Annotated in this window: 17 protein-coding genes; 7 read left to right on the top strand and 10 right to left on the bottom strand. The window is 38.2% G+C overall.

From position 1 onward, the window contains the following. Positions 1–10 precede the first annotated feature (10 nt). Entirely contained in the window at positions 11–2,647 is a 2,637-nt protein-coding gene (gyrA, locus tag HC728_RS12485; protein WP_005419056.1) for a DNA topoisomerase (ATP-hydrolyzing) subunit A, read from the bottom strand. Between the two features lie 325 nt (positions 2,648–2,972). On the opposite strand from gyrA, the gene ubiG reads away from it, so the two are divergent. The 5 genes from ubiG to yfaE all read left to right on the top strand — a co-directional run bounded on the left by ubiG (position 2,973) and on the right by yfaE (position 10,391). Beyond that, positions 2,973–3,677, top strand: coding sequence for a bifunctional 2-polyprenyl-6-hydroxyphenol methylase/3-demethylubiquinol 3-O-methyltransferase UbiG (ubiG, locus tag HC728_RS12480; protein ID WP_012533605.1), 705 nt, complete (start codon positions 2,973–2,975; stop codon positions 3,675–3,677). A gap of 494 nt (positions 3,678–4,171) precedes the next feature. Beyond that, on the top strand, positions 4,172–6,448 hold the full coding sequence (gene nrdA, locus HC728_RS12475) for a class 1a ribonucleoside-diphosphate reductase subunit alpha (protein ID WP_012533193.1): 2,277 nt from the start codon (positions 4,172–4,174) through the stop codon (positions 6,446–6,448). Between the two features lie 172 nt (positions 6,449–6,620). After that, positions 6,621–7,754 carry a class Ia ribonucleoside-diphosphate reductase subunit beta gene (gene nrdB, locus HC728_RS12470; protein ID WP_005419053.1) on the top strand — a complete coding sequence of 378 codons (1,134 nt, stop codon included), beginning with the start codon at positions 6,621–6,623 and terminating at the stop codon, positions 7,752–7,754. Between the two features lie 204 nt (positions 7,755–7,958). Continuing rightward, positions 7,959–10,034 carry a GGDEF domain-containing protein gene (locus HC728_RS12465; protein ID WP_065623008.1) on the top strand — a complete coding sequence of 692 codons (2,076 nt, stop codon included), beginning with the start codon at positions 7,959–7,961 and terminating at the stop codon, positions 10,032–10,034. A 78-nt stretch (positions 10,035–10,112) separates the two neighbouring features. Continuing rightward, positions 10,113–10,391, top strand: a complete 279-nt coding sequence (gene yfaE / locus HC728_RS12460; protein ID WP_011261818.1) for a class I ribonucleotide reductase maintenance protein YfaE — start codon at positions 10,113–10,115, stop codon at positions 10,389–10,391. Positions 10,392–10,455: 64 nt separating this feature from the next. On the opposite strand, the gene HC728_RS12455 is transcribed toward yfaE, so the two are convergent. After that, a complete protein-coding gene (locus HC728_RS12455; protein ID WP_005419048.1) occupies positions 10,456–11,688 on the bottom strand; it encodes a CinA family nicotinamide mononucleotide deamidase-related protein in 1,233 nt (410 codons plus the stop codon). Between the two features lie 250 nt (positions 11,689–11,938). Between HC728_RS12455 and HC728_RS12450 the strand changes: the two genes are divergently transcribed. Together HC728_RS12450 and HC728_RS12445 are read left to right on the top strand one after the other, a co-directional pair. After that, a complete protein-coding gene (locus HC728_RS12450; protein ID WP_017018113.1) occupies positions 11,939–13,111 on the top strand; it encodes an aromatic amino acid transport family protein in 1,173 nt (390 codons plus the stop codon). A 148-nt stretch (positions 13,112–13,259) separates the two neighbouring features. Next, complete coding sequence (locus HC728_RS12445; protein ID WP_065594647.1) at positions 13,260–14,174, top strand: DUF3943 domain-containing protein; 915 nt, start codon at positions 13,260–13,262, stop codon at positions 14,172–14,174. Positions 14,175–14,343: 169 nt separating this feature from the next. Here the strand turns inward: HC728_RS12445 and HC728_RS12440 are convergent, their stop codons facing one another. The 8 genes from HC728_RS12440 to yiaY all read right to left on the bottom strand — a co-directional run bounded on the left by HC728_RS12440 (position 14,344) and on the right by yiaY (position 22,698). Further along, complete coding sequence (locus HC728_RS12440) at positions 14,344–14,727, bottom strand: hypothetical protein (RefSeq protein ID WP_065594646.1); 384 nt, start codon at positions 14,725–14,727, stop codon at positions 14,344–14,346. A gap of 202 nt (positions 14,728–14,929) precedes the next feature. Beyond that, the gene (locus tag HC728_RS12435) at positions 14,930–15,583 is read right to left on the bottom strand and encodes an MBL fold metallo-hydrolase (RefSeq protein WP_054776176.1); all 654 of its coding nucleotides are present in this window, start codon (positions 15,581–15,583) and stop codon (positions 14,930–14,932) included. Positions 15,584–15,627: 44 nt separating this feature from the next. Then, the gene (locus tag HC728_RS12430; RefSeq protein ID WP_054776175.1) at positions 15,628–16,737 is read right to left on the bottom strand and encodes a DUF1513 domain-containing protein; all 1,110 of its coding nucleotides are present in this window, start codon (positions 16,735–16,737) and stop codon (positions 15,628–15,630) included. Beyond that, entirely contained in the window at positions 16,727–17,737 is a 1,011-nt protein-coding gene (locus tag HC728_RS12425) for an imelysin family protein (protein ID WP_190395552.1), read from the bottom strand. Before HC728_RS12425 ends, HC728_RS12430 begins: the two co-directional genes overlap by 11 nt. Positions 17,738–17,747: 10 nt before the next feature. Next, positions 17,748–19,151, bottom strand: coding sequence for a di-heme oxidoredictase family protein (locus tag HC728_RS12420; RefSeq protein ID WP_065621914.1), 1,404 nt, complete (start codon positions 19,149–19,151; stop codon positions 17,748–17,750). 178 nt (positions 19,152–19,329) lie between these two features. Beyond that, positions 19,330–20,583 (bottom strand): imelysin family protein, encoded by a 1,254-nt coding sequence (locus HC728_RS12415; protein WP_017018118.1) that lies wholly within the window; start codon positions 20,581–20,583, stop codon positions 19,330–19,332. A 210-nt stretch (positions 20,584–20,793) separates the two neighbouring features. After that, a complete protein-coding gene (gene ribA / locus HC728_RS12410; RefSeq protein ID WP_017018119.1) occupies positions 20,794–21,393 on the bottom strand; it encodes a GTP cyclohydrolase II in 600 nt (199 codons plus the stop codon). Between the two features lie 159 nt (positions 21,394–21,552). Beyond that, positions 21,553–22,698, bottom strand: a complete 1,146-nt coding sequence (yiaY, locus tag HC728_RS12405; RefSeq protein ID WP_072054469.1) for an L-threonine dehydrogenase — start codon at positions 22,696–22,698, stop codon at positions 21,553–21,555. Positions 22,699–22,736 lie beyond the last annotated feature (38 nt).

The following is a 22,736-nucleotide window of genomic DNA, read 5'->3' as shown; positions in this document are numbered from 1 at the left end:
TCAGAATAAATTATTCTTCAGTGCTCTCAGCATCGGTATCAGCTTGAGGAGTCTCAGTTGCTTCAGTTGTTACTGTTGCCTCTGTTACTTCACCCTCTTCGCCTTCAATGATTTCAGCTTCTTCAACTTCATCAATGCGTTGCAGTGCAACTACATTTTCATTTTCAGAAGTACGGATCAATGTTACACCTTGAGTATTACGACCCACTTGGCTAACTTCTGATACACGAGTACGTACTAGCGTACCTGCGTCAGTGATCATCATGAATTCATCGCCATCTTCAGCTTGAACTGCACCGACAACACTGCCGTTACGTTCAGAAACTTTGATAGATACAACACCTTGCGTTGCACGGCTCTTCGCAGGGTACTCAGAAAGAACAGTACGTTTACCGTAACCATTTTGAGTCACTGTTAAGATATCGCCTTCATTAGAAGGAACGATTAACGAAACAACCTGATCTTCACCAGACAGTTTCATACCACGAACACCAGAAGCTGTACGGCCCATACCACGAACTTGTTCTTCGTTGAAACGAACCACTTTACCTGCTTTAGAGAACAGCATGATTTCACTTGAACCATCAGTGATATCAACACCGATTAGTGAATCATCTTCACGTAGATTTACTGCGATTAAGCCGTTTGCACGAACTTTTGCAAATTGATCTAGTGATGTTTTCTTAACAGTACCATCACCTGTTGCCATAAAGATAAACTTATCTTCAGAGTATTCAGATACTGGTAGAATCGCTGTAATACGCTCACCTTCTTCTAGAGGAAGAATGTTTACGATTGGCTTACCACGAGCAGTACGACTTGCTTGAGGTAATTGGAACACTTTCAAGCTATACGCTTTACCACGTGTAGAGAAACAAAGGATATTATCATGAGTATTCGCAACAAGTAGACGCTCGATGAAGTCTTCATCTTTCATCTTAGTTGCACTCTTACCTTTACCACCACGACGTTGTGCTTCGTAATCGCTTAGAATTTGGTACTTAACATAACCTTCACGAGAAAGTGTTACGACAACATCTTCTTGTGTAATTAGGTCTTCCATGTCGATGTCATGGATCGCTGCACCAATTTCAGTGCGACGCTCATCACCGTACATGTCGCGAACCATCACTAATTCGTCACGGATCACTTCCATTAGACGTTCAGTGCTTGCAAGAATATGCATTAGCTCTGCAATTTCATCTAATAGTGCTTTGTATTCATCTAAAATCTTCTCGTGCTCTAAACCAGTTAAACGGTGTAGACGAAGTTCTAGAATTGCTTGAGCTTGTTGTTCTGTTAAGAAGTATTTACCTTCACGAATACCAAACTCTGGCTCTAACCAATCAGGACGAGCAGCATCAGTACCAGCACGCTCTAGCATTGAAGCAACGTTACCTAAATCCCAACCACGTGAGATTAGACCTTCTTTTGCTTCTGCTGGTGTTGGTGCATTACGGATCAATTCGATGATTTCATCGATGTTCGCTAATGCTAGTGCTAAACCTTCAAGGATATGAGCACGATCACGCGCTTTGCGTAATTCAAAAATAGTACGGCGAGTTACTACTTCACGACGGTGATCAACGAAACACTTCAACATTTCTTTCAGGTTGAATAGTTTTGGTTGACCATTATCTAGTGCAACCATGTTGATACCGAATGTAGTTTGAAGTTGAGTCAGAGAGTAAAGGTTATTAAGAACAACCTCACCTACTGCATCACGCTTACATTCAATAACAATACGCATACCATCTTTATCAGATTCGTCACGTAGTGCTGAAATGCCTTCTACTTTCTTATCTTTAACTAGCTCAGCAATCTTTTCGATCAAGCGAGCTTTGTTAACTTGATAAGGGATCTCAGTAACAATAATGGTTTCTTTACCATTTTTGTCAGCTTCGATATTTGCTTTAGAACGCATGTAAACTTTACCACGACCTGTCTTATAAGCATCAACGATGCCTTTACGACCACTGATCAATGCAGCTGTCGGGAAGTCAGGGCCTGGGATATAGTTCATTAGCTCATCGATCGTGATTTCTTCATTTTCGATGAAAGCCAAACAACCATTTACCACTTCTGTTAAGTTGTGTGGTGGGATGTTTGTTGCCATACCAACCGCGATACCCGATGAACCATTTACAAGTAGGTTCGGGATCTTTGTTGGTAATACTGCAGGGATCTGTTCTGTACCATCATAGTTAGGAACATAATCTACAGTTTCTTTATCTAGGTCAGCCAACAGTTCGTGAGCGATTTTCGCCATACGAACTTCGGTATAACGCATCGCCGCCGCTGAGTCACCATCGATAGAACCAAAGTTACCTTGGCCATCAACTAGCATATAGCGTAGTGAGAACGGTTGCGCCATACGTACGATGGTGTCATAAACAGCACTATCACCATGAGGGTGATATTTACCGATTACATCGCCAACAACACGGGCAGATTTTTTATATGGTTTATTCCAATCATTACCTAGTACATCCATTGCGAATAAAACGCGGCGGTGTACTGGTTTTAGGCCATCACGCACATCGGGAAGAGCACGACCAACGATTACTGACATCGCATAGTCTAGGTAAGAACCTCGAAGCTCATCTTCAATATTTACGGGCGTGATCTCTTTAGCAAGATCGCTCATAGAGCCAATATCCCTCAATTAGTTCTGTCGTATCAATATCAATTGCCTTAACAAATAATACTATTTCTATGCACCAAGATAATTAATACTGATAAACGTGCAAGATTGCAAAATATAGCACAGTTAAGTGGGATTTCGCACCGTTTTAATTTGTAAAATGCCTCTTAAGCTTAAGAATCCTGCGAAATCGGGTGCAAGTCACACACCTGAGCATCATATTCTTGATAAACCTCAGAAAATGTGCTGAAAAAATCGCCGTTTTAAATGCTCACTTTCTCTTTTTTTTCTGTATATAATAGAGGGATATAAAAAAGGAATATTAACTATGACTCAGCAGTTAAATGTCGACCCGGCAGAAATCAAAAAATTTGAAGATATGGCTTCACGTTGGTGGGATTTAGAAGGTGAATTTAAACCTCTACATCAAATCAACCCTCTTCGTTTGAATTACGTGCTTGAAAACGCAAATGGCCTCTTTGGTAAAAAAGTACTTGATGTGGGCTGTGGTGGCGGGATTTTAGCTGAAAGCATGGCAAAGCAAGGTGCCGATGTTGTTGGCTTAGACATGGGAAAAGAACCTTTAACTGTTGCACGCTTACACGCTTTAGAAACAGGAACAAAACTCGAGTACGTTCAATCAACAGCTGAGCAACATGCTGAAGAGAATCCTGAAACGTATGATGTGGTTACCTGCATGGAAATGCTTGAGCACGTACCAGATCCGCTTTCAGTGATCCGTTCTTGTGCGAAAATGGTAAAACCTGGTGGGCACGTATTCTTCTCAACCCTAAACCGCAATATCAAGTCTTATTTATTTGCTATTGTTGGTGCAGAGCAACTATTAAAGTTAGTACCAAAAGGTACACACGATCATAATAAGTTCATTCGCCCTTCTGAACTCTTAAAAATGTTAGATCAAACCGCATTACAAGAGCGCGGTATTACCGGTTTGCATTATAACCCTCTTACCGATACCTACTCTCTTGGTAAGAATGTAGATGTTAATTATATTGTTCACACTACATTATAACCTTCTGCTTCTTTCTTAAACTAAATGGCTTTTTATTATACAAGCGTCTCATTAAAGAGCCATTTATAACCTTAATTAATATACTGCTATACCTAAATTCCACATTTCATTTATCATGCCAAATTGAATGAGAAATCATCATTTTTTTCTAAAATGCAAAGATCCTCATAAACGACAAAAATCAAGAAAAATATTTTTTTAACTGCTTACTTATCAACCATAATAAAAAACGTCATTTCCCACACCTTGATATCACTAAAGTGATTAGGTTAGTAGATACTTACTGTTTTTTTTAATTCATAGGTTATCCACAGGGGACAATGATTTTGAAACTTGATCAGAGGCAAAATAATCACTATCTTGTAGTCAATTAATCATTAAGCCCTATATCTTGTGTTTATTTCAAAGCGCACCACTATGAGCTTGATCACAAATTAACAACGAAAATTACAAAAATTACATCTTCGTTCTTTATTTAAAGGAAAAGTAGACAAATGACTCAACAGCTTACCGTTACTAAGCGAAATGGCAGCACAGAAAAAATTAATCTAGATAAGATCCATAAAGTGATCACATGGGCTGCAGAAGGTCTAGATAATGTTTCTGTGTCACAAGTCGAAATGAAATCTCACATCCAATTTTACGATGGCATGAAGACTTCTGATATTCATGAAACCATCATTAAAGCGGCTGCGGATCTAATTTCTGAAGACACTCCAGATTATCAATATTTGGCTGCTCGATTGTCTGTTTTCCACCTTCGTAAAAAAGCGTATGGTCAATTTGAGCCACCAACGCTGTTTAACCACGTTCTGAACCTTATCGAGCTTGGTAAATACGATAAGCATATTGTTGAAGACTATACTCAAGAAGAATTTGATTTGATGGATCAAATGATCGATCACAATCGTGACATGGATTTCTCTTACGCCGCTGTTAAGCAACTTGAAGGTAAGTACTTTGTTCAAAACCGCGTAACGGGCGCGATTTATGAAAGTGCACAATTCCTTTATATCTTAGTTGCCGCGTGTTTATTTGCTAAATATCCAAAAGAGTCCCGTCTTGATTACATCAAGCGTTTCTATGATGCTACGTCACAGTTTAAGATCTCACTACCTACGCCTATTATGTCTGGTGTACGTACTCCTACTCGTCAATTTAGTTCATGTGTATTAATTGAGTGTGACGATAGCTTAGATTCAATTAACGCAACAGCGGGTTCTATTGTTCGTTATGTATCTCAACGTGCTGGTATCGGTATCAACGCAGGTCGTATTCGTGCTCTTGGTTCTGAAATCCGTGATGGTGAAGCATTCCACACAGGTTGTATCCCATTCTACAAATACTTCCAGACAGCTGTTAAATGTTGTTCACAAGGTGGTGTTCGTGGTGGCGCAGCAACGCTGTTCTACCCTATTTGGCACCGTGAAGTAGAATCTCTGCTTGTTCTTAAAAACAACCGTGGTGTTGAAGAAAACCGTGTTCGTCATATGGATTACGGTGTACAAATCAATAAACTGATGTACACACGCTTAATCAAAGGCGGAAACATTAGCTTATTCTCACCTTCAGATGTTCCAGGGCTATATGATGCGTTCTTTGCTGATCAAGCTGAGTTTGAACGCCTATATGAAAAATACGAGCAAGACACGTCGATTAAACGTGAAACAGTAAAAGCAATTGAGCTGTTCTCACTGCTAATGCAAGAACGTGCATCAACTGGCCGTATTTACATTCAAAACGTTGACCACTGTAATACACACAGTCCATTTGACCCAAGTGTTGCACCTGTACGCCAATCTAACCTATGTTTAGAAATTGCACTTCCAACTAAGCCACTAACTCACGTTAATGACGAAGAAGGTGAAATTGCATTATGTACGCTTTCTGCATTTAACTTAGGTGCAATTGAAAAACTAGAAGAACTTGAAGAGCTTGCTGAACTTGCTGTTCGTGCTCTTGATGCGCTTTTAGATTATCAAGACTACCCTCTTCCAGCGGCATACAAATCAACAATGAACCGCCGTACATTAGGTGTGGGTGTTATTAACTACGCTTACTACCTTGCAAAAAATGGTGTGAAATACTCTGATGGTAGTGCAAATGGTTTAACGCACAAAACATTTGAAGCGATTCAATACTACCTATTAAAAGCATCTGTTGGTCTAGCAAAAGAGCAAGGCGCATGTCCTGCTTTCAATGAAACAACCTATGCTCAAGGTATTCTACCTATCGATTCTTACAAGAAAGATATCGATGCTATCTGTAATGAAGAATTACATTTAGATTGGGAAACATTGCGTGAAGAGATCAAGACACACGGTCTACGTAACTCTACACTATCTGCATTGATGCCGTCTGAGACGTCTTCTCAGATCTCAAATGCAACTAACGGTATTGAACCACCACGTGGTTTTGTATCAGTTAAAGCATCAAAAGATGGTATTTTGAAGCAAGTGGTTCCTGATTTTGCGAATCTGAAAAACAACTATGAACTACTTTGGAATATTGGTTCAAATGATGGTTATCTACAACTTGTAGGCATCATGCAAAAATTCGTTGACCAAGCAATTTCAGCGAATACTAATTATGATCCAAACATTCAACCAAATGGCAAAGTGCCAATGAAGCTGTTATTAAAAGACCTTCTAACTGCTTATAAGCTTGGTCTTAAAACACTTTACTACCATAACACTCGTGATGGTGCTAGCGACTCACAAGACGACCTAGGACAAGATGACGATTGTGCAGGCGGCGGTTGTAAGATCTAAGTTTTCACATTAATATTTAGCCCGCTTTCATTAGCGGGCTTATTATCTTTAGTTTCAACATCTTTAATGGTTAATCCAATATGTACCTAAGTTCGTATAGGTATCTATCGGCATAATTTTTAAATAAAGAGCCCTTTTCTATTTCTTTGGCTTTGATAACATTGAGGTTTCCATGGCGTACAGTACTTTCCGACAAGAAAAAAATGATCAATTGAAAGAACCTATGTTTTTAGGCAACTCGGTAAACGTTGCTCGTTATGACCAACAAAAATTTCAAATTTTTGAAAAACTTATCGAAAAACAGCTTTCATTTTTCTGGCGTCCGGAAGAAGTTGATGTTTCTGGTGACCGTATTGATTACAACAACTTACCAGAACACGAACAACACATCTTCATCAGTAACTTAAAGTACCAAACGTTGCTTGATTCAATTCAAGGTCGTAGTCCAAATGTTGCTTTACTTCCTCTTGTTTCTATTCCTGAACTAGAGACGTGGATTGAAACTTGGTCGTTCTCTGAAACAATTCACTCACGTTCTTATACTCATATTATTCGTAATATCGTTAATAACCCTTCTGTTATTTTTGACGATATTGTTGAAAATGAAGAGATCCTAAAACGTGCAAAAGACATTGCTCACTATTACGATAATCTAATTCAAGCAACAAATGATTATCATCGCTTCGGTGAAGGTACACACGTTTTAAACGGTCAAGAAATTACTATTTCTAAGCGTGAGCTTAAAAAGAAATTATACCTATGCTTAATGTCAGTTAATGCATTAGAAGCCATTCGATTCTACGTAAGTTTTGCTTGTTCATTTGCTTTTGCTGAACGTGAACTGATGGAAGGTAACGCAAAAATCATCAAGCTGATCGCTCGTGATGAATCATTACACCTAACAAGTACTCAACACATGTTGAACTTACTTCGTACTGGACAAGATGATCCTGAGTTTGTTGAGATTGCAGCAGAATGCGAACAAGAATGTTTTGATCTATTTAAAGCAGCAGCTGAGCAAGAAAAACAATGGGCAAACTACCTGTTTAAAGATGGCTCAATGATTGGTTTAAACAAAGATATTCTTTGCCAATACGTAGAATACATTACGAACCTTCGCATGAAAGCGGTTGGTCTAAATAGTGCTTACGAAGGCGCAACACAGAACCCTATCCCATGGATTAATTCATGGTTAAGTTCTGATAACGTTCAAGTTGCTCCACAAGAAACGGAAATCAGTTCCTACCTAGTAGGCCAAATTGACAATGATGTTGATGCGGATGATTTAGGCGATTTCGAATTATAATCAAACATATGTATATCAAAGCCGAGTTTTCATGCTCGGCTTTTTGTTATCAGCAATAAATCTTATTGATAGATTTGCGGATAATAATTCAACCTTGCGCACAATTTTCATTTTTAACAACTCATAAATGAGACTTCGCTTCATATAAAAGAGCATCCATGCGATAATCCCTTGTAATTAGAATAAAAATTATAAAAAAGAATTATGGCTAAGAATCAATGGAATGAGTTGCTGCTCGAACAAGTACGACAATTACCTATGGCTTCTTCAAAAGAGCAGGTACAGTTACGTCTTAATCTTTTAATGGTCGAAGCATCAAAGCAAAAAAAAACGATCCCAACTGAATTTGAGCTCATTTTTCAAGCCTATCAACTTTCTCGCTCAGGAAAACTCATTGACTCTATTAGTGTCTTTTTTGATGCGATTAATTTTAGTCAACAAAATCAACAAGAATTTTTAATCTGTTTCTGTCATTACAATATCGGCACGCTTTATGGCATGCTCGGAAATTACTTTTATGCTCAAAAATTTCTGGCAAAAGCCGAAAAAATGCAGCAGTTTTGTGATGGTTACATTACGGGCATCATTAAAAACAACATTGGCGATATTTTCCGTCAAATCGGTAATTTTAATGAGGCCTTAATCTACCTAACACAAGCTGCTGAACTACTTTCTCAACATGGTCCTAAGACTGCCACAGCCCTATCATATTTTAATATTGCAGAAATAAAAGCTAAGCAATTCCTTTTTGCCGAAGCAAATGAATTACTTGAAAAGCTATATCAAGATATTAAAAATGAACCAAGATATTTAGGGTTTTACTACAAAATTAAAGCAGAGATAGCAAGCCATTCAGGTGAATTCGAACAAGCTGATAAACTTCACCTCTTATCTATTGAGAATATGCAAATATCCGAGCATGATTATTATTATGCTGAAATGATCTTAGAATATTGCCACTTTTTAACTAGTTGCTTGCAATATAAAAAACTAGATCAATTTATTGCTCTTGGCTTAGCTGTGGCAAAAAAAATAGAAAGTGACAAGCTTATCGATGGTTTCAACGATATCATTCTATTAAGAATAAAAGACATCGATGATATCAATATTCGTGAGAAACATTATCAAACCCTTACCTCTTCATTACTTAATTCAAGAAGAGAGTTGCTTAAGCGTGAAGGTGATTATTTACAACAGCTGTATCGCTTAAACGTTGCTAAATTAAACCTAAGTACCATGAAATCACTATCGGATAATTTAGCCGTTATAAATAAAGTTGGGCATTACATTAATACCAGTAGTGATATTAAAAATGCATTGCCACAAATACAGCAAGACCTTGCCTCTCTGTTTCAAACAGATACGCTCGCTCTGGGATTTTATAACTCTGAACAAGATCAAATTACGATTCATTACTTGGATAATAATTTACCAGCGCAAACGCCATACATCACCGATTGTAAAAGTGAAGCCACTTATATGAGTTACTGCATAAAAAGTAATTCTGCTTTTTATTTTAATCATATGAACAGCGAACAAAAAGTAGCAATGTTAGGTGATCGTTGTGATAGTAAAGTTCAATTTAAATCGGCTATGTTCTCTCCTATTACTATCAATGGTGAAGTAAAAGGGGTGTTCACCATACAAGCAAGAGAAAGCTACCAGTATCAAACTTTCCATTTTGAACTGTTTTCACAACTCATAAGCTACATATCCATCGCACTTGAAAACCAATACAATCGCCAACAACTTTTGCATTTATCCCAAACGGATCACCTTACACAGGTATGGAATAGAAAATCTCTTGAAGCTCATTTCAATCAATTAAAGCAACAACAAAATCAAGAGTACACAGGGATAATGATCGATATCGACCATTATAAAGAATACAACGATACTTATGGCCATATTGCTGGTGATGAAGTTCTTATTCAAGTGAGTCGTTTAATCAAGCAAGGTTTTCATAGTTTAGAGACCCAAGTATATCGCTATGGTGGCGACGAATTTTTCGTCCTGATCCCGAGCATAAAGCCAGAAAAGATCCGCCAAAAATTAGATAAGTTATTAATAGAAGTCAAAAAGCTATTGATACCACATAAGGCATCAACTTGTTCGTGCTATTTATCAATATCTGTCGGTATTGGTTATAACAAAGATCCTGAAAACCAACTCAGTCTGAATTCTCTGGTTAATACTGCTGATAGAGCACTATATCAGGCAAAAGAAAATGGCCGAAATTGCTATTTTGAATTAGCGCATATCAAAGAAACCATATATTAATTTCTCATTTATCACCTTCAATATTTCATGGCTTGTGTTACTCTTTCTTAAGGGAAATAAACTGAAAGCTCTTTAAGCATGACTAAAATACACATCAACAAGATAATAACGCTACACAACACATCACATCGTTCTTTATTAGAAGTAATGGAGCAACAAGGGCTGGTTGTTGAATCTCAATGCAGAAGTGGCGATTGTGGTACTTGTCGTTGTACTCTAGTATCAGGCGAAGTGGAATATCAATCTTTTCCCCTTGCTTTTATCGGACCAAATGAAATTCTTCCCTGCGTGTGTAAAGCGAAAACGGACTTAGTTATTGAAGGGCTACAATTTCAAACGTTAGTTAAAAAAGCATAAAAAAGCCCAACAAGAGTTATCCTATTGGGCTTATTTGTGTTCTATGTCTTATTCTGAAATGTGTCTACAGTGCACTTTGCGGTACATAGATTTCAGATTCTCTATTTAGCGATTGGTACTCACCAAACATAGGCTTGCGTTCTAAGCAACGGCGCAACATATCTAACATTAGTGTTGAAATAATAGAGCGCATTTCATTATAGCTATAGTCTCGCTTCAGACTTACCAACTGTCCCCACTCGCCATATGATGTAGAAAGAGCCACTGCGACTTTCCCTTCAAGCATTGGCCCTGAAGATAAACCAATTGATGTCTGTGTTCTCTCTCTTGTTGCTGCTGCTAATGCTAACGCAGCAGCTAGTGGATCTTGCCCTGCCATTTGCTGATCGACTTGAGATGATAAAATCCAACCTTGTTTCATATGAGAACGAATTTGTTCATCCTCTTGCAACCAATTAGTTAACCACCCACCTGTCGCTTGTTCAGCAACCGTGAAGTTTAGTGAAAATTCATTTAAAAGTGCACCTACGTTAGGTAGCATCGATTCATCAACACTCACTACATTATCACCAAGTAAATGATACATTTTCTCTAAAGTAGGAAAGCGTCCATCATGATTTTTAGGGCCAAACAATTTCACTTCAATAAATGGAAGTGCCGAGCGGTAACCAATTTCAAAGCCATGAGGTAAACGAACTTGTTGCAACTTATCTTGAATACCAGATTCTGATAAACCAAAGGTAAATAAACGACTACATTCAGACGCTTCAACCATTGGGTGCCATTGCTTCATTCGAGGCAAGATCTGGTGCTCTACCATCACTTTAAATTCTGACGGTACGCCTGGGGTAAAAATAACAATTGATTTGTTTATTTCGATAAAGAATCCACATGCAGTCCCTACTGGATTATCAATAAGTTGTGCACCTTCAGGTAGCATGGCTTGCTTGATATTACTGTGTGGCATTTCTTTACCTTGTTCAAGGTAACGAGCTTGCATGCGATCAAGCCAATATTGAGACATAACCAAATTGGTATTTAATACTTTTGCCGCAGCTTCACTAGAAATATCATCAGAGGTTGGACCTAAGCCACCATTAACAATTACGATTGATGCTTGATTAGTCTGATGGTGTATCTCTGCTACTAACGCATCAATGTTATCGCCGACAGTAGAGCGATTTGATAATTTGAAGCCATGTTGATAAAAAAGTTGCGACATCCAAGCAGCATTGGTATCAACAATATCACCATGTAAAACTTCTTCGCCTGTGCTAATCATTGCTACTTGCAACATGCACCTTTCCTCTTTGATATTTCTATAATTACTTCTAATTTATCACATATGTGACTTTAAAAAACCATCTTACTTTTAATTTTACTCTATTTTGATAAAAATGCCTTTCAACCTCAATGTGTAAATATAAAATTACAGTCATTGTATTTATAATTGTACATTTTTATTGTATTCAATTCAGAATAGTCGTACATTTCTACCATCGAAAATAAGCACCCAAATTTACTCTAATTTAAGAAAGAAGAAGTATATGAAGACAAAAGTACTTGGAAGCTCATTAATTATTGCAGGAACAACCATAGGTGCAGGCATGTTAGCCCTACCTCTAGTTTCTGCTAGTCTAGGATTCTTTACAGCAAGCTTATTAATGATTGGTATTTGGGCAATCATGAGCTATACAAGTCTATTAATGTTAGAAGTACATCAATATGGCGATCAGAGCGCAACGCTTCATAGTTTAGCTCGTCAGTTTTTAGGAAAACACGGACAAAAAGTAGCAACCTTCTCTATGTTGTTTCTTTTTTACGCTCTGTGTGCAGCTTACATTGCCGGAGGAAGTGAGCAGTTTCATTCTAAATTAAATGAACTGCTTCCTTTTGAGCTTTCAAATTTTGCGTCAACGATTATCTTTACCTGTATTGTTGCTACCATCATTACATTTGGTACGAAAACCGTTGATATTATTAACCGTGGTTTATTTACGTTAAAATTAGTTATGTTAGTTTCTATTCTGTTCTTTTTAACGCCAAGTATCACTGGAGAATACCTATTAGCACTGCCTGTTGAGCAAGGTGTATTTATCACAGCATTACCCGTTATTTTCACTTCGTTTGGATTTCATGGCAGTATTCCAGCAATCGTGAACTACCTTGAATTAGATGTTAAAAAGATCAAAATAAGTCTATTAGTGGGTTCTTCCCTACCTTTAATTGTTTACTTATTTTGGCAAGGAATGACATTAGGCTTGTTGTCACAAAATGAATTTGGCCAAATAAACGGACTAAATCAATTCATCACTGAAATTCAAAGCACAATAGATCACCAATTTATTCAACAAGCACTTTCTTTGTTTGCCGATCTTGCGCTATTAACTTCATTCATTGGTGTCAGTTTGGGATTATTTGAATTTTTACGTGATTCATCTAAAAAATGGCAACAATCATCAATTGTGACCGCTTTATTAACTTACACGCCACCATTGTTATTTGCTTTGTTCTACCCACAAGGCTTTATCATGGCTTTAGGCTATGCCGCTATTGCTCTTGTTATTCTTGCTCTATTCTTGCCGGTAGCTTTAGTTATTTCAGCAAGAAAAACTAAAAAAGGTTCGGAATACCAAGTAATCGGTGGAAATAGCGCATTAATAGCTGTTGTTGCTTTCGGTGTGCTTATTATTGCTAGTCAAATTATCAGTTCTTTATAACACTTAAATTTTTTTGCTTATATAGCGCTCATTTACCTAAATTACATTTAGATAAACGGGCGCTATTGTTTTTTATGTTTTGCATTTTTTCTCGAATAGTAGATAATTGTGAGCTAGCTCAGAAATTTAATTGTATTAAGGACTTTTCGTGAAAAAACAAGCAATAGCCAGTTTGCTTTTAGGGTGTACAGCATCGACAAATGCTTTCGCACTAGATACTAATAGCGCTTATGATATGGATTATCAAAACGACTGTTCTACAAATATCTACTCTAGCTATTGTTCAAATGCGTCATTTGATTTTTCTCCAATGCGCTTAGATGGTAAAACACCTTCTAAAGTTGCTGAAAATGATTCCCTAGCGCAAAGCACACAATTACCGCACTACCTTCGCGTATCAGATGAGCGTGATTGGGACTACCTAATGGAACAGTCATACACTATTCTTGGTTTAAGTGTTGCAACTGTTGGTTTAATGACTTTTCTTCCAGAAAGCATCACTAAGTGGGATTCTGAAGATTCAAGCATTAAAAACCTAGGCTCTAAATGGAAAGATAACGTAAGCCAAGGTCCTGTATGGGATAAAGATGAGCACTTCTTAAACTATGTAATGCACCCTTACTTTGGTGGTGTTTACTACACAGCAGCTCGTCACGCAGGCTTTAACGAGTTTGAATCTTTCTTATACTCGACAACAATGTCAACGTTCTTCTGGGAGTATGGTGTAGAGGCATTTGCTGAAGTACCATCTATTCAAGATTTATTCGTTACTCCATTCTTTGGTGCTGTTGTCGGTGAAGTAATGCTTCAACAAGAACTTCGTATTACTGAAAATGGTGGCGAAGTAATGGGCTCTGAAACATTAGGTAGCGTAAGTCTATTCTTCTTAAACCCTGTTGGTCATATCCATTACTGGGTAACCGATGCTTGGGGCGATGAGACAGAAGTTAATCTAGCTTACAACGCATGGTTTAGTAATGGTGATGCTGCTCAATACGCTTACGATGCGGGTATGCCTTATACTGACCAATTTATCGGCCTTGAAGTGAAACTTAAATTCTAAATTCACATCAATCAGAATGACAAAAATAAAGGGTATCTTAGTATGCCCTTTATTTTTATAATTAGATGGTCATTAATGGAATTGGTACTATCTAAACATCATTTTCAAGGCACAAAAAAACCGAGGTAATCTCGGCTTCTTTGTGTCTATAAAGTAGTTTATTAAACGATTAAGCCGCTTTATAAATCACTTTATTACCAGCAAGTTGTTCACGTACAACTAGGTTTTCTTCAACCAGCTTCTTCAAGCCACCTGTTGCCCATGCTGCCGCTTTTGCTTCTTCTTGACCAGCTGCAAGACCAATTTCTTTTGAATTGATGCCTTCAGGATTTTGACAAACAATGTCAAATACAGTCTGTTGCTTTGGCGTAAGTGCGATGTCTGTTGCTGCTTTTGGTGCTTCTGCAACTACTGCTTCCACTTTTTTCTCAACTGGTTTAGCTACTTTTGCAGGTTTAGCTGCTTTTTTCACTTCAGTTTTTGGTGCAGTAACTTTAGCTTTAATGCGTTTATGCAGCTTAGACTGAACTTTACGTTTGTGAGCAATTTTCATGAAACTTAAACTCCGTTGCGCTATATCTATATTTGTGAGTTACCCTCTCAAATCGATAGCGGAAAAAAGATGTCAATTCCTAAAATGTAACCCAAATAGTTGTATTGGAATTGGCGAAGCGCGTTTTATACCAAAAAACGCGCCATATTTATAGACATGACGACACTGTATGGTGAAAAGTCCGTCACTTTTACAAAATTTCTTACCAAAGTGGCATTTTATCAGCGACAAATGGGTTCGTTTGACGCTCATGACCAAATGTTGACTCTGGACCATGACCTGGTACAAATCTCATGTCATTACCTAATGGCCATAGTTTTGTTTTGATAGAAGAAATAAGCGTATCAAAGTCCCCTTTAGGGAAATCTGAACGACCAATGGCACCTTTAAACAGTACATCGCCAACGAATGCCATTTTTGCTTCTTGATTAAACAGTACTACGTGACCTGGAGTATGACCCGGCGTATGCAGAACGTCTAATTTTTGATTACCAAACTCAATCACATCACCTTCATTTAACCATTGGCTTGGCTCAAATGCCTCTGTGTGAGGGAAACCAAATCGCTCACTTTGGTTTGGAAGACCTTGCAACCAGAAATTATCTTCTTTATGCGGACCAACAATCGTTGCATTAGTCATAGCAGCCAGCTCTTCTGTACCACCTACATGATCTAAATGACCATGAGTTAATACCATATGCACAACATCAACATTTAATGCCTCAATTGCTTGTTTCAGCAATTGAACATCACCACCTGGATCGATCACAACGCCTTTCATGGTTTCATCACACCATACGATTGAACAGTTTTGCTCGTATGAAGTCACAGGAATAATTTGATATTGTAAGCTCATATTTGTCTCTTCCTAAAATAATTACACTAAGAATAGCACGGCTATTATTTTAGGGGAATTCGATTCCAATGGTTATCCCACATCACATTCGTTTGATGACTTGTTACCATCCCACTTTCAGTTCTGTTGACGACTTTCCCTGCCCCTGAACTTATATGCCACTGTGGCGGATTTACTCCACTTTGCTCCACCACGACTCCAGAGGCATCAACCAATGACACAATCTCAATTAATTGATTCGTCTCTAGATCCCAAACACCATAACAATTGCCTCGAGGAGAAGTAGCGACAACATGTGTTCCTAATACAGCAATACTCGCAATATAATGATTAAATCTGAGCCACTCTTCAGGTTCAGCATTAAGCGGAATTAAGGCTCCACCCCGTTGATGTATTGCCACTAAGGGAACACCATCTTCAGGCTCTCCTCGATATTGCTGACCACATAACACCCGTCCATCATGAGTTTGAGATAAATGACGAATGCTTAACTTATGATCGGCTAATCCAACACGTTCAACCACTTCTCCGGACTCAGTAGACAAGTATACCAATACTGGTTGCATCGATTCTAAATTTAAAGGCGTTCTACCATCTGTATGAACTCCACCAACTCCTATCGCTAATGTCGTATCATCAACACGGATCACTTCATGAGGGCCAATACCAAAGCCAGAGAATTCATTTACTTTAACTAACTTGTGGCCACGCAATTGATAAACACCAATAATACCTTGGCTCGTCTTCTTCTCACCTTCAGTGGTATATAGAGTCACTCCATCAGAAGAAAATACACCATGCCCATAAAAATAGCGGTCAGGGCTAGATACTGTAATGGCATAACTTTTACCGGTTTCTATATTAAACAACTGCATATAGTTACCAGGGCGTCGAGCAAATGCGACACCTAACTCACCATTAGGGGAGATAGCAACACCATGACCTCTTTCTGGTAGTGGAATCGAATAAATTGGGTAACCGTTACTGTCCGCAACAACTGCACTAAAATGCCCATTAGCGGTACGAGAGCAAGATACCAATGCCGCTTTTTCTCTCTGAAGCGACGAAGAAGAACACGCTGTTAGCCACGGTGACAATGCCAAAGCAGCCGCACTACTTTTTAATAACTTACGTTTATGATTATCAATCGCCATCAGTTGCATTGAACCCTATTACAATATTCAACTCTATCGCTACCTCTTCATGAATTAGGTACTTCAAATACTCTAATTTGTTATATAAAGAGAGTATATCTTGATAACCTGATTTAGTTTTCAATGCAGCAAATAACGACGAAGATGCAGGCCACGATGCTAATGTAGAATCAAAATGATCATTAATTCTATCGGCTAACTCTTCATGCCCTTGTTTGCGTAAATAATTATCAAGACCAACACCATTAGCTATATAAAGTGTACGCATTGCTTCGACATTGTATTTAAGCCACGCTAATGACTTTTCTGAACGCCATGACTCAGCAAAATATGGACGTGGTTGCCCAATTTTTGCTAGTGGACGGCTCAGTTTTTTCATACTGTAATCAAGTTGATTCGCTAACAAGGCTATATATTCATTTAACCACATTGTTTGATCAAATTCAGACCATGGATTAACTTGCCATGCTTGTTCTATTTTTTGCGTATTAAGCGCCAAATTGCGTGTAATCGCATTACCTAGCTGACACGCTTCAGGTTGTGGTAACGTAGATGATTGATCAAACAGCAACCATTCAACAGCTCCAAGACCTTGAGTGGTCACACTTTGCTGTTGAATTAACTTACTATTCCAACTCAGATCTTGTTGTAATAACTGAGACATTTTTCGACCTGTTGTATTTTTTTTATCCGGCCAAAATTGAATATTCCAATTTAATGCAAGTGCTGCTTCCGGGCCCCTTTCTTGCCCTTGTAATGCCATCCAAGAGTGCATTGTTTGCTGCCACTGTTCTTCAACTTCTCGCTTATCAGCCTGCTTTACACAATAAGATTCAAACTTTTGCGCTAGTTGTAAACTTGATTCAGCTAAACGTTGAGCTGATTGTTGTTCAATAACATAAACTTGCTCAATCATTTCATTCGATGTAGAGGTTTGGCTAGTACTTTGACAGGCAGTAAGCAAAACCGTACTGCTTAGTAATAGATACTTAGGTTTCATTGCTTATCCTTTATAATGAATTCAGAAATTTAAGTAACGCATTGCGATCTTGCGTTGATAATTTAACTACGGCATCACGAGCTGTTTGAGCTTCACCACCATGCCAAAGAATCGCTTCTAATGCATTTCTAGCGCGGCCATCATGCAGCATTTCTGTGTGTCCATTCACTTCTTGTGTATAGCCAAGCCCCCACAATGGTGGTGTTCGCCATTCTTGTCCATTCGCTAAAAATTCCGGTCTATTATCTGCAAGCCCTTCTCCCATATCATGTAGTAGTAAATCAGTATAAGGATGAATTAACTGGTTAGATAACGCTGGTCTTTCTTTAATTTCTGCTGTTTGTATATTGCTTTTATGACAACTTTCACAGCCAATATCTTTAAATAGCTTTTGACCTTTAATTACTTGAGGATCATTTACATTTCGACGAATAGGAACGGCTAAATGCTGAGAATAAAATTCAACAAAATTTAAAATCTTATCGCTAACCTCTGGCTCACCGCCATGGGGAAGCTTCGCACACGCTGTCTGAGCCTGAGTACAGTCATCTTTTGGGAACATGTTACTCGTTAAGCCTAAATCCCCGTTAAACGCTGCCGCATTTTGCTGCATAAGTGTCGGCTGTCCCGCTTTCCAACCAAAACGTCCTAATTCAAGTTGCTTTGTTTTTGCATCCCACACTCGGTTTGCTTTACCTGAAACGCCTTTATTTTCCTTCTTTTGTTGTTCAGCAAAACCAAGGATTGTTTTTTCAGGGATAGATTCTAATAAACCTAAACCGATCATAGGTGGGGCAATCCGTGCAGACATCATTACATTCTCATCCATGTCACCATAAGCTAATTCGGTAATAGCCAAATTTGGCTTTCGCAATGTGACAACGTAACCATCAGAAAGCGTTACAGGTAGCTCATTATAGGTAATGTGTATTTGCCCCTCAGGCTTTAATCCAGATAACGAGAAATCTTGAAGCTGCCCACCATAAGTAGGCTCAGGGATTACCCCTTCTAAAATAATGCGTTTTTTCTGCTCTGGAGTAAAAGCTGGAATACTTAGTCGAACAAGCATAGATACGGCATTTGTATCGCCTTCTCGAGGAGCATGTCCTCTGCCATCTTTAATATGACAATTCTGACAACCGTTAGTATTAAATAAAGGGCCGAGTCCATCTCTGGCATCTGTTGAAGCTGGTGCTTGTACCCAAGGATTACGAAAGAAACTGTTACCGACACTAAAGTCTAGTCGTTTACTCATAGGTAAGTTTGCAGCAGGCAAGGAGAAGGCATTCTGCCCCTCTTTTTTTACGCTTGTTTTACCACCAGAAGAAACATCAATAGGGTTTACATCAGCTGAGAAAGAAGAAAAAGAAAATGTAGATAATAAAGTTATTGCTCCAAGCATTGCGGGTTTCATAAAATCGCACATCCTGATCGTCATATTATTATGGGTATCGATGGGTATTGTTATCGTTATTATTTCAATAATCACAATAGAAAAAAGAAAAGAGCTCAATCACTAGATCGGGGGAAATGTGATTGAGCTAACGCCTATTTCTAGGCTGGTATCATTGCATTACTGCTTTTTCTTAGAATTAAAATTCATGATCAGCTGTATCAGGATTTAAACTTGTAATGCCAATAACGTTTGCAGCACGTTCAATAGAAGCGGTTTGCAAAACTAACGACATAATTGATTTGTTTACTAATGCATTACCAGCAGCGTTATCAGCGGCAATCAATTGATCAAAGTGTTGATTATCCTTCTCCGCAGCAGAAACCAATGTACCTACTTGAGTACGAGTTGCATCAAACTGCTGTTTAATCTCTTTTGCTGCTTTTGCATCTTTCTTTGCAACGAGATCATGAATACTCGGACCAGATAATTGAGAACCATCAGCTCGTGTATAAGTTCCCGTATAGACGTTATAGATACCTTGTTCGTTGTAGTAATGAGAGTTATGCGTATTATCAGAAAAACAATCGTGCTCGTCTTCTGTTGAGTTTGCTTCTAATGCAACCTTCATTCGCTCGCCTGCTAACTCACCTAGAGATAATGACCCCATGCCAAATAGCATCTTACGTAAACCTTGCTCTGATGATTCAGATAAAAGCTCAGCACGATAATTTTTCTCACCTTCTTTCCATTGTTTTTCCATCCAAGAAAGATCTTTAATCAACAATTCAGAAGCCGCTTTTAAATATTCAGCTCGGCGCTCGCAGTTACCGTTAGTACACGCAGAACCGATAACATAATCAGTGTATGGACGCTCACCGGCACCAGAGTTAGTTCCATTTAGGTCTTGGCCCCAAAGTAAAAATTCAATGGCATGATAGCCCGTTGCTACATTTGCCTCAGAACCGCCTAACTCATTTAAGTCTGCTAATTGCTCAGCCTTAATTGATGTTACATCAATCGTTTCTGCACCAATCTTTATTGACTTAGACGCAACAATATTAGCTTTAGCGCCATCATTACCTAATTCATATTGATAATCGTCTGCAACATAATCAATTAGGCCTTCATCTAAAGGCCAAGCATTTAATTGCCCTTCCCATTCATCAACAATCGCATTACCAAAACGGAAAACTTCCGATTGTTGATAAGGTACACGAGCCTCTTTCCAAGCAAGCTTTACTGTCTCTAAACCATCTTTAGAAGGATTATTCAAAAAAGTAGTAATGGCTTTGTCTAGTTTTTGAGCTGTAGATAAAGAATCGCTATAAACAGCATGAGCGATATCAGCATAGTGCTCTACCACTTCCGATTGAGTCGCTGCTTGTGAAATAGAAGGAATAACAAATAAAGATGCGGTAATTAAATTTCGAGCAAATTTGACGTGATTCATGAATCGTCCTTGTTGAGCAAATGAATATGACTTGTAAACCATTAATTGAAAACTGTAAGAATTCATTAATGATAATAATTTTTATTTGCGTAATATACTCATTCCGAATCTAAATGCAAATCCTTATCATTTATTTTACCAATTTTGTGTAACTCATAAAAAAACCCCACAAATAAGTGAGGTTTTTAACAGTTAATAATAAAGACAATATTATTTATCAAAATTTAACTTATGCCCATGTGCGGCCTTTGAATGTAAGTAATGCTCATTGCCCTGTTTTACATGGGCGTGAGTATTAACAACTTCATCAATTTCAATACCGTAGTTTTGAATATCCTCAATCTTTTTTGGGTTATTTGTAACTAGCTTTATCTTAGATATATTCAGTGCTTCAAGCATTTGTGCCGCTTCTTTGAAGTCACGTAAATCATCACCAAATCCTAAATGATTATTGGCCTCATAGGTATTCATACCTTGGCTCTGCAATTCATAAGCATCTAATTTATTATATAAACCAATACCGCGTCCCTCTTGGCGTAAGTATAAAATAATACCGCCACTTTCAGACATACGATTAATAGTTTCTTCTAATTGTTCACCGCAATCACAGCGAGATGAATGAAAGACATCCCCTGTTAAACACTCAGAATGCATACGTACTAAGGGAGTGGATTGATGTTTATCGGCTTGATTAAAAACAACAGCAACATGCTCTTTCTCAGTCTCTAGCCCTTCAAATGAAAGCATCTCTGCAGGGATATTACTTTTTTGCCCTACCATTAACTCTATACGAGCTCTTACGTTTGCCATGCTAATTTACTGCCTTTTTTAATGAGAAGATCACATCTTCTACGACTTAATCAGATAAAAAGATCATAAGCATACCCTAACGTGGAAGCAAGAATCAAAAAAAAGGCCTAACTATTGTTAGACCTTTCTAAAACTAATTAATACTTTTATCTATAATAATTACATTGCTGCTTTGAAGATACTTACGATTTCTTCGTGCGTCGCTTGTTTAGGGTTAGTAAAACCACATGCATCTTTTAATGCATTTTCAGCAAGCGTATCGAAATCTTCTTCTTTAGCGTTAAGCTCTGTTAGACCAGAAGGAATACCAACATCTTGTGATAATTGTTTAATCGCTTCTAATGCAGCTTGTGCGCCTTCTTCATTAGTCATGCCTTCAACATTTACGCCCATTGCTTTTGCAACGTCTTTTAGGCGTTCTGGACATACTTTAGCGTTGTAGCTTTGTACGTGAGGAAGAAGAATCGCATTACATACGCCGTGTGGAAGATCGTAGAAGCCACCTAATTGGTGTGCCATTGCGTGAACATAACCTAGAGAAGCATTGTTAAATGCCATACCCGCCATGAATTGTGCATAAGCCATTTGCTCACGAGCTTCTAGGTTCTGACCATCGTTAACCGCTGTACGTAAATGCGCTTGGATAAGTTCCATTGCTTTAATTGCTACAGCATCCGTTACTGGTGTTGCTGCAATTGATACGTATGCTTCAATAGCGTGCGTTAACGCATCCATACCTGTCGCTGCTGTTAATGATGCTGGTTTCGCAAGCATCAATTCAGGATCATTTACAGACATCAATGGTGTTGTGTGCTTATCTACAATCGCCATCTTAATGTGACGAGCTTCATCTGTAATGATACAGAAACGCGTCATTTCAGATGCTGTACCAGCCGTTGTATTAATTGCAATTAGAGGCAATTGTGGCTTAACTGACTGATCAACACCTTCATAATCAGCAATCTCACCACCATTTGCAGCAACTAAAGCAATACCTTTAGCACAATCGTGAGGAGAACCCCCACCTAAAGAGATAACGAAGTCACACTCATTATCTTTAAGAATTTTTAAACCTGCATTTACGTTACCGATTGTTGGGTTTGGTTGCGTACCATCAAACACAGCAACTTCAACACCGCGCTCTGCTAATAAATCTGATACTTGTTTAACCATACCAATTGCAACTAGTACGTTATCAGTAACGATAAGACCCTTTTTGTAACCTTGTGATTTGATGCTGTCCATTGCTTCTGTAAGACAACCTGCACCCATTAAGTTTACTGTAGGGATAAAAAATGCACTCATAACCAACTCCATTAGTATTTATATAAATTTTTAAGAAC

Origin of the sequence: Aliivibrio sp. S10_S31 (assembly GCF_014694495.1) — a bacterium.
GTDB classification, from domain to species: Bacteria; Pseudomonadota; Gammaproteobacteria; order Enterobacterales; family Vibrionaceae; genus Aliivibrio; species Aliivibrio fischeri.
Note: the sequence above shows the minus strand (reverse complement) of the source record. Positions and strands in the feature narration are given on the sequence as shown.

Coding starts and splice junctions, on each gene's coding strand:
- HC728_RS12465 (WP_065623008.1), top strand. CDS start 7,959: ATGGCTAAGAATCAATGGAATGAGTTGCTGCTCGAACAAGTACGACAA.
- HC728_RS12435 (WP_054776176.1), bottom strand. CDS start 15,583: ATGAGCTTACAATATCAAATTATTCCTGTGACTTCATACGAGCAAAAC.
- HC728_RS12415 (WP_017018118.1), bottom strand. CDS start 20,583: ATGAATCACGTCAAATTTGCTCGAAATTTAATTACCGCATCTTTATTT.
- HC728_RS12425 (WP_190395552.1), bottom strand. CDS start 17,737: ATGAAACCTAAGTATCTATTACTAAGCAGTACGGTTTTGCTTACTGCC.
- HC728_RS12440 (WP_065594646.1), bottom strand. CDS start 14,727: ATGAAAATTGCTCACAAACGTAAAGTTCAGTCTAAGCTGCATAAACGC.
- HC728_RS12450 (WP_017018113.1), top strand. CDS start 11,939: ATGAAGACAAAAGTACTTGGAAGCTCATTAATTATTGCAGGAACAACC.
- HC728_RS12430 (WP_054776175.1), bottom strand. CDS start 16,737: ATGGCGATTGATAATCATAAACGTAAGTTATTAAAAAGTAGTGCGGCT.
- gyrA (WP_005419056.1), bottom strand. CDS start 2,647: ATGAGCGATCTTGCTAAAGAGATCACGCCCGTAAATATTGAAGATGAG.
- ubiG (WP_012533605.1), top strand. CDS start 2,973: ATGACTCAGCAGTTAAATGTCGACCCGGCAGAAATCAAAAAATTTGAA.
- nrdB (WP_005419053.1), top strand. CDS start 6,621: ATGGCGTACAGTACTTTCCGACAAGAAAAAAATGATCAATTGAAAGAA.
- nrdA (WP_012533193.1), top strand. CDS start 4,172: ATGACTCAACAGCTTACCGTTACTAAGCGAAATGGCAGCACAGAAAAA.
- HC728_RS12420 (WP_065621914.1), bottom strand. CDS start 19,151: ATGAAACCCGCAATGCTTGGAGCAATAACTTTATTATCTACATTTTCT.
- yiaY (WP_072054469.1), bottom strand. CDS start 22,698: ATGAGTGCATTTTTTATCCCTACAGTAAACTTAATGGGTGCAGGTTGT.
- HC728_RS12455 (WP_005419048.1), bottom strand. CDS start 11,688: ATGTTGCAAGTAGCAATGATTAGCACAGGCGAAGAAGTTTTACATGGT.
- yfaE (WP_011261818.1), top strand. CDS start 10,113: ATGACTAAAATACACATCAACAAGATAATAACGCTACACAACACATCA.
- ribA (WP_017018119.1), bottom strand. CDS start 21,393: ATGGCAAACGTAAGAGCTCGTATAGAGTTAATGGTAGGGCAAAAAAGT.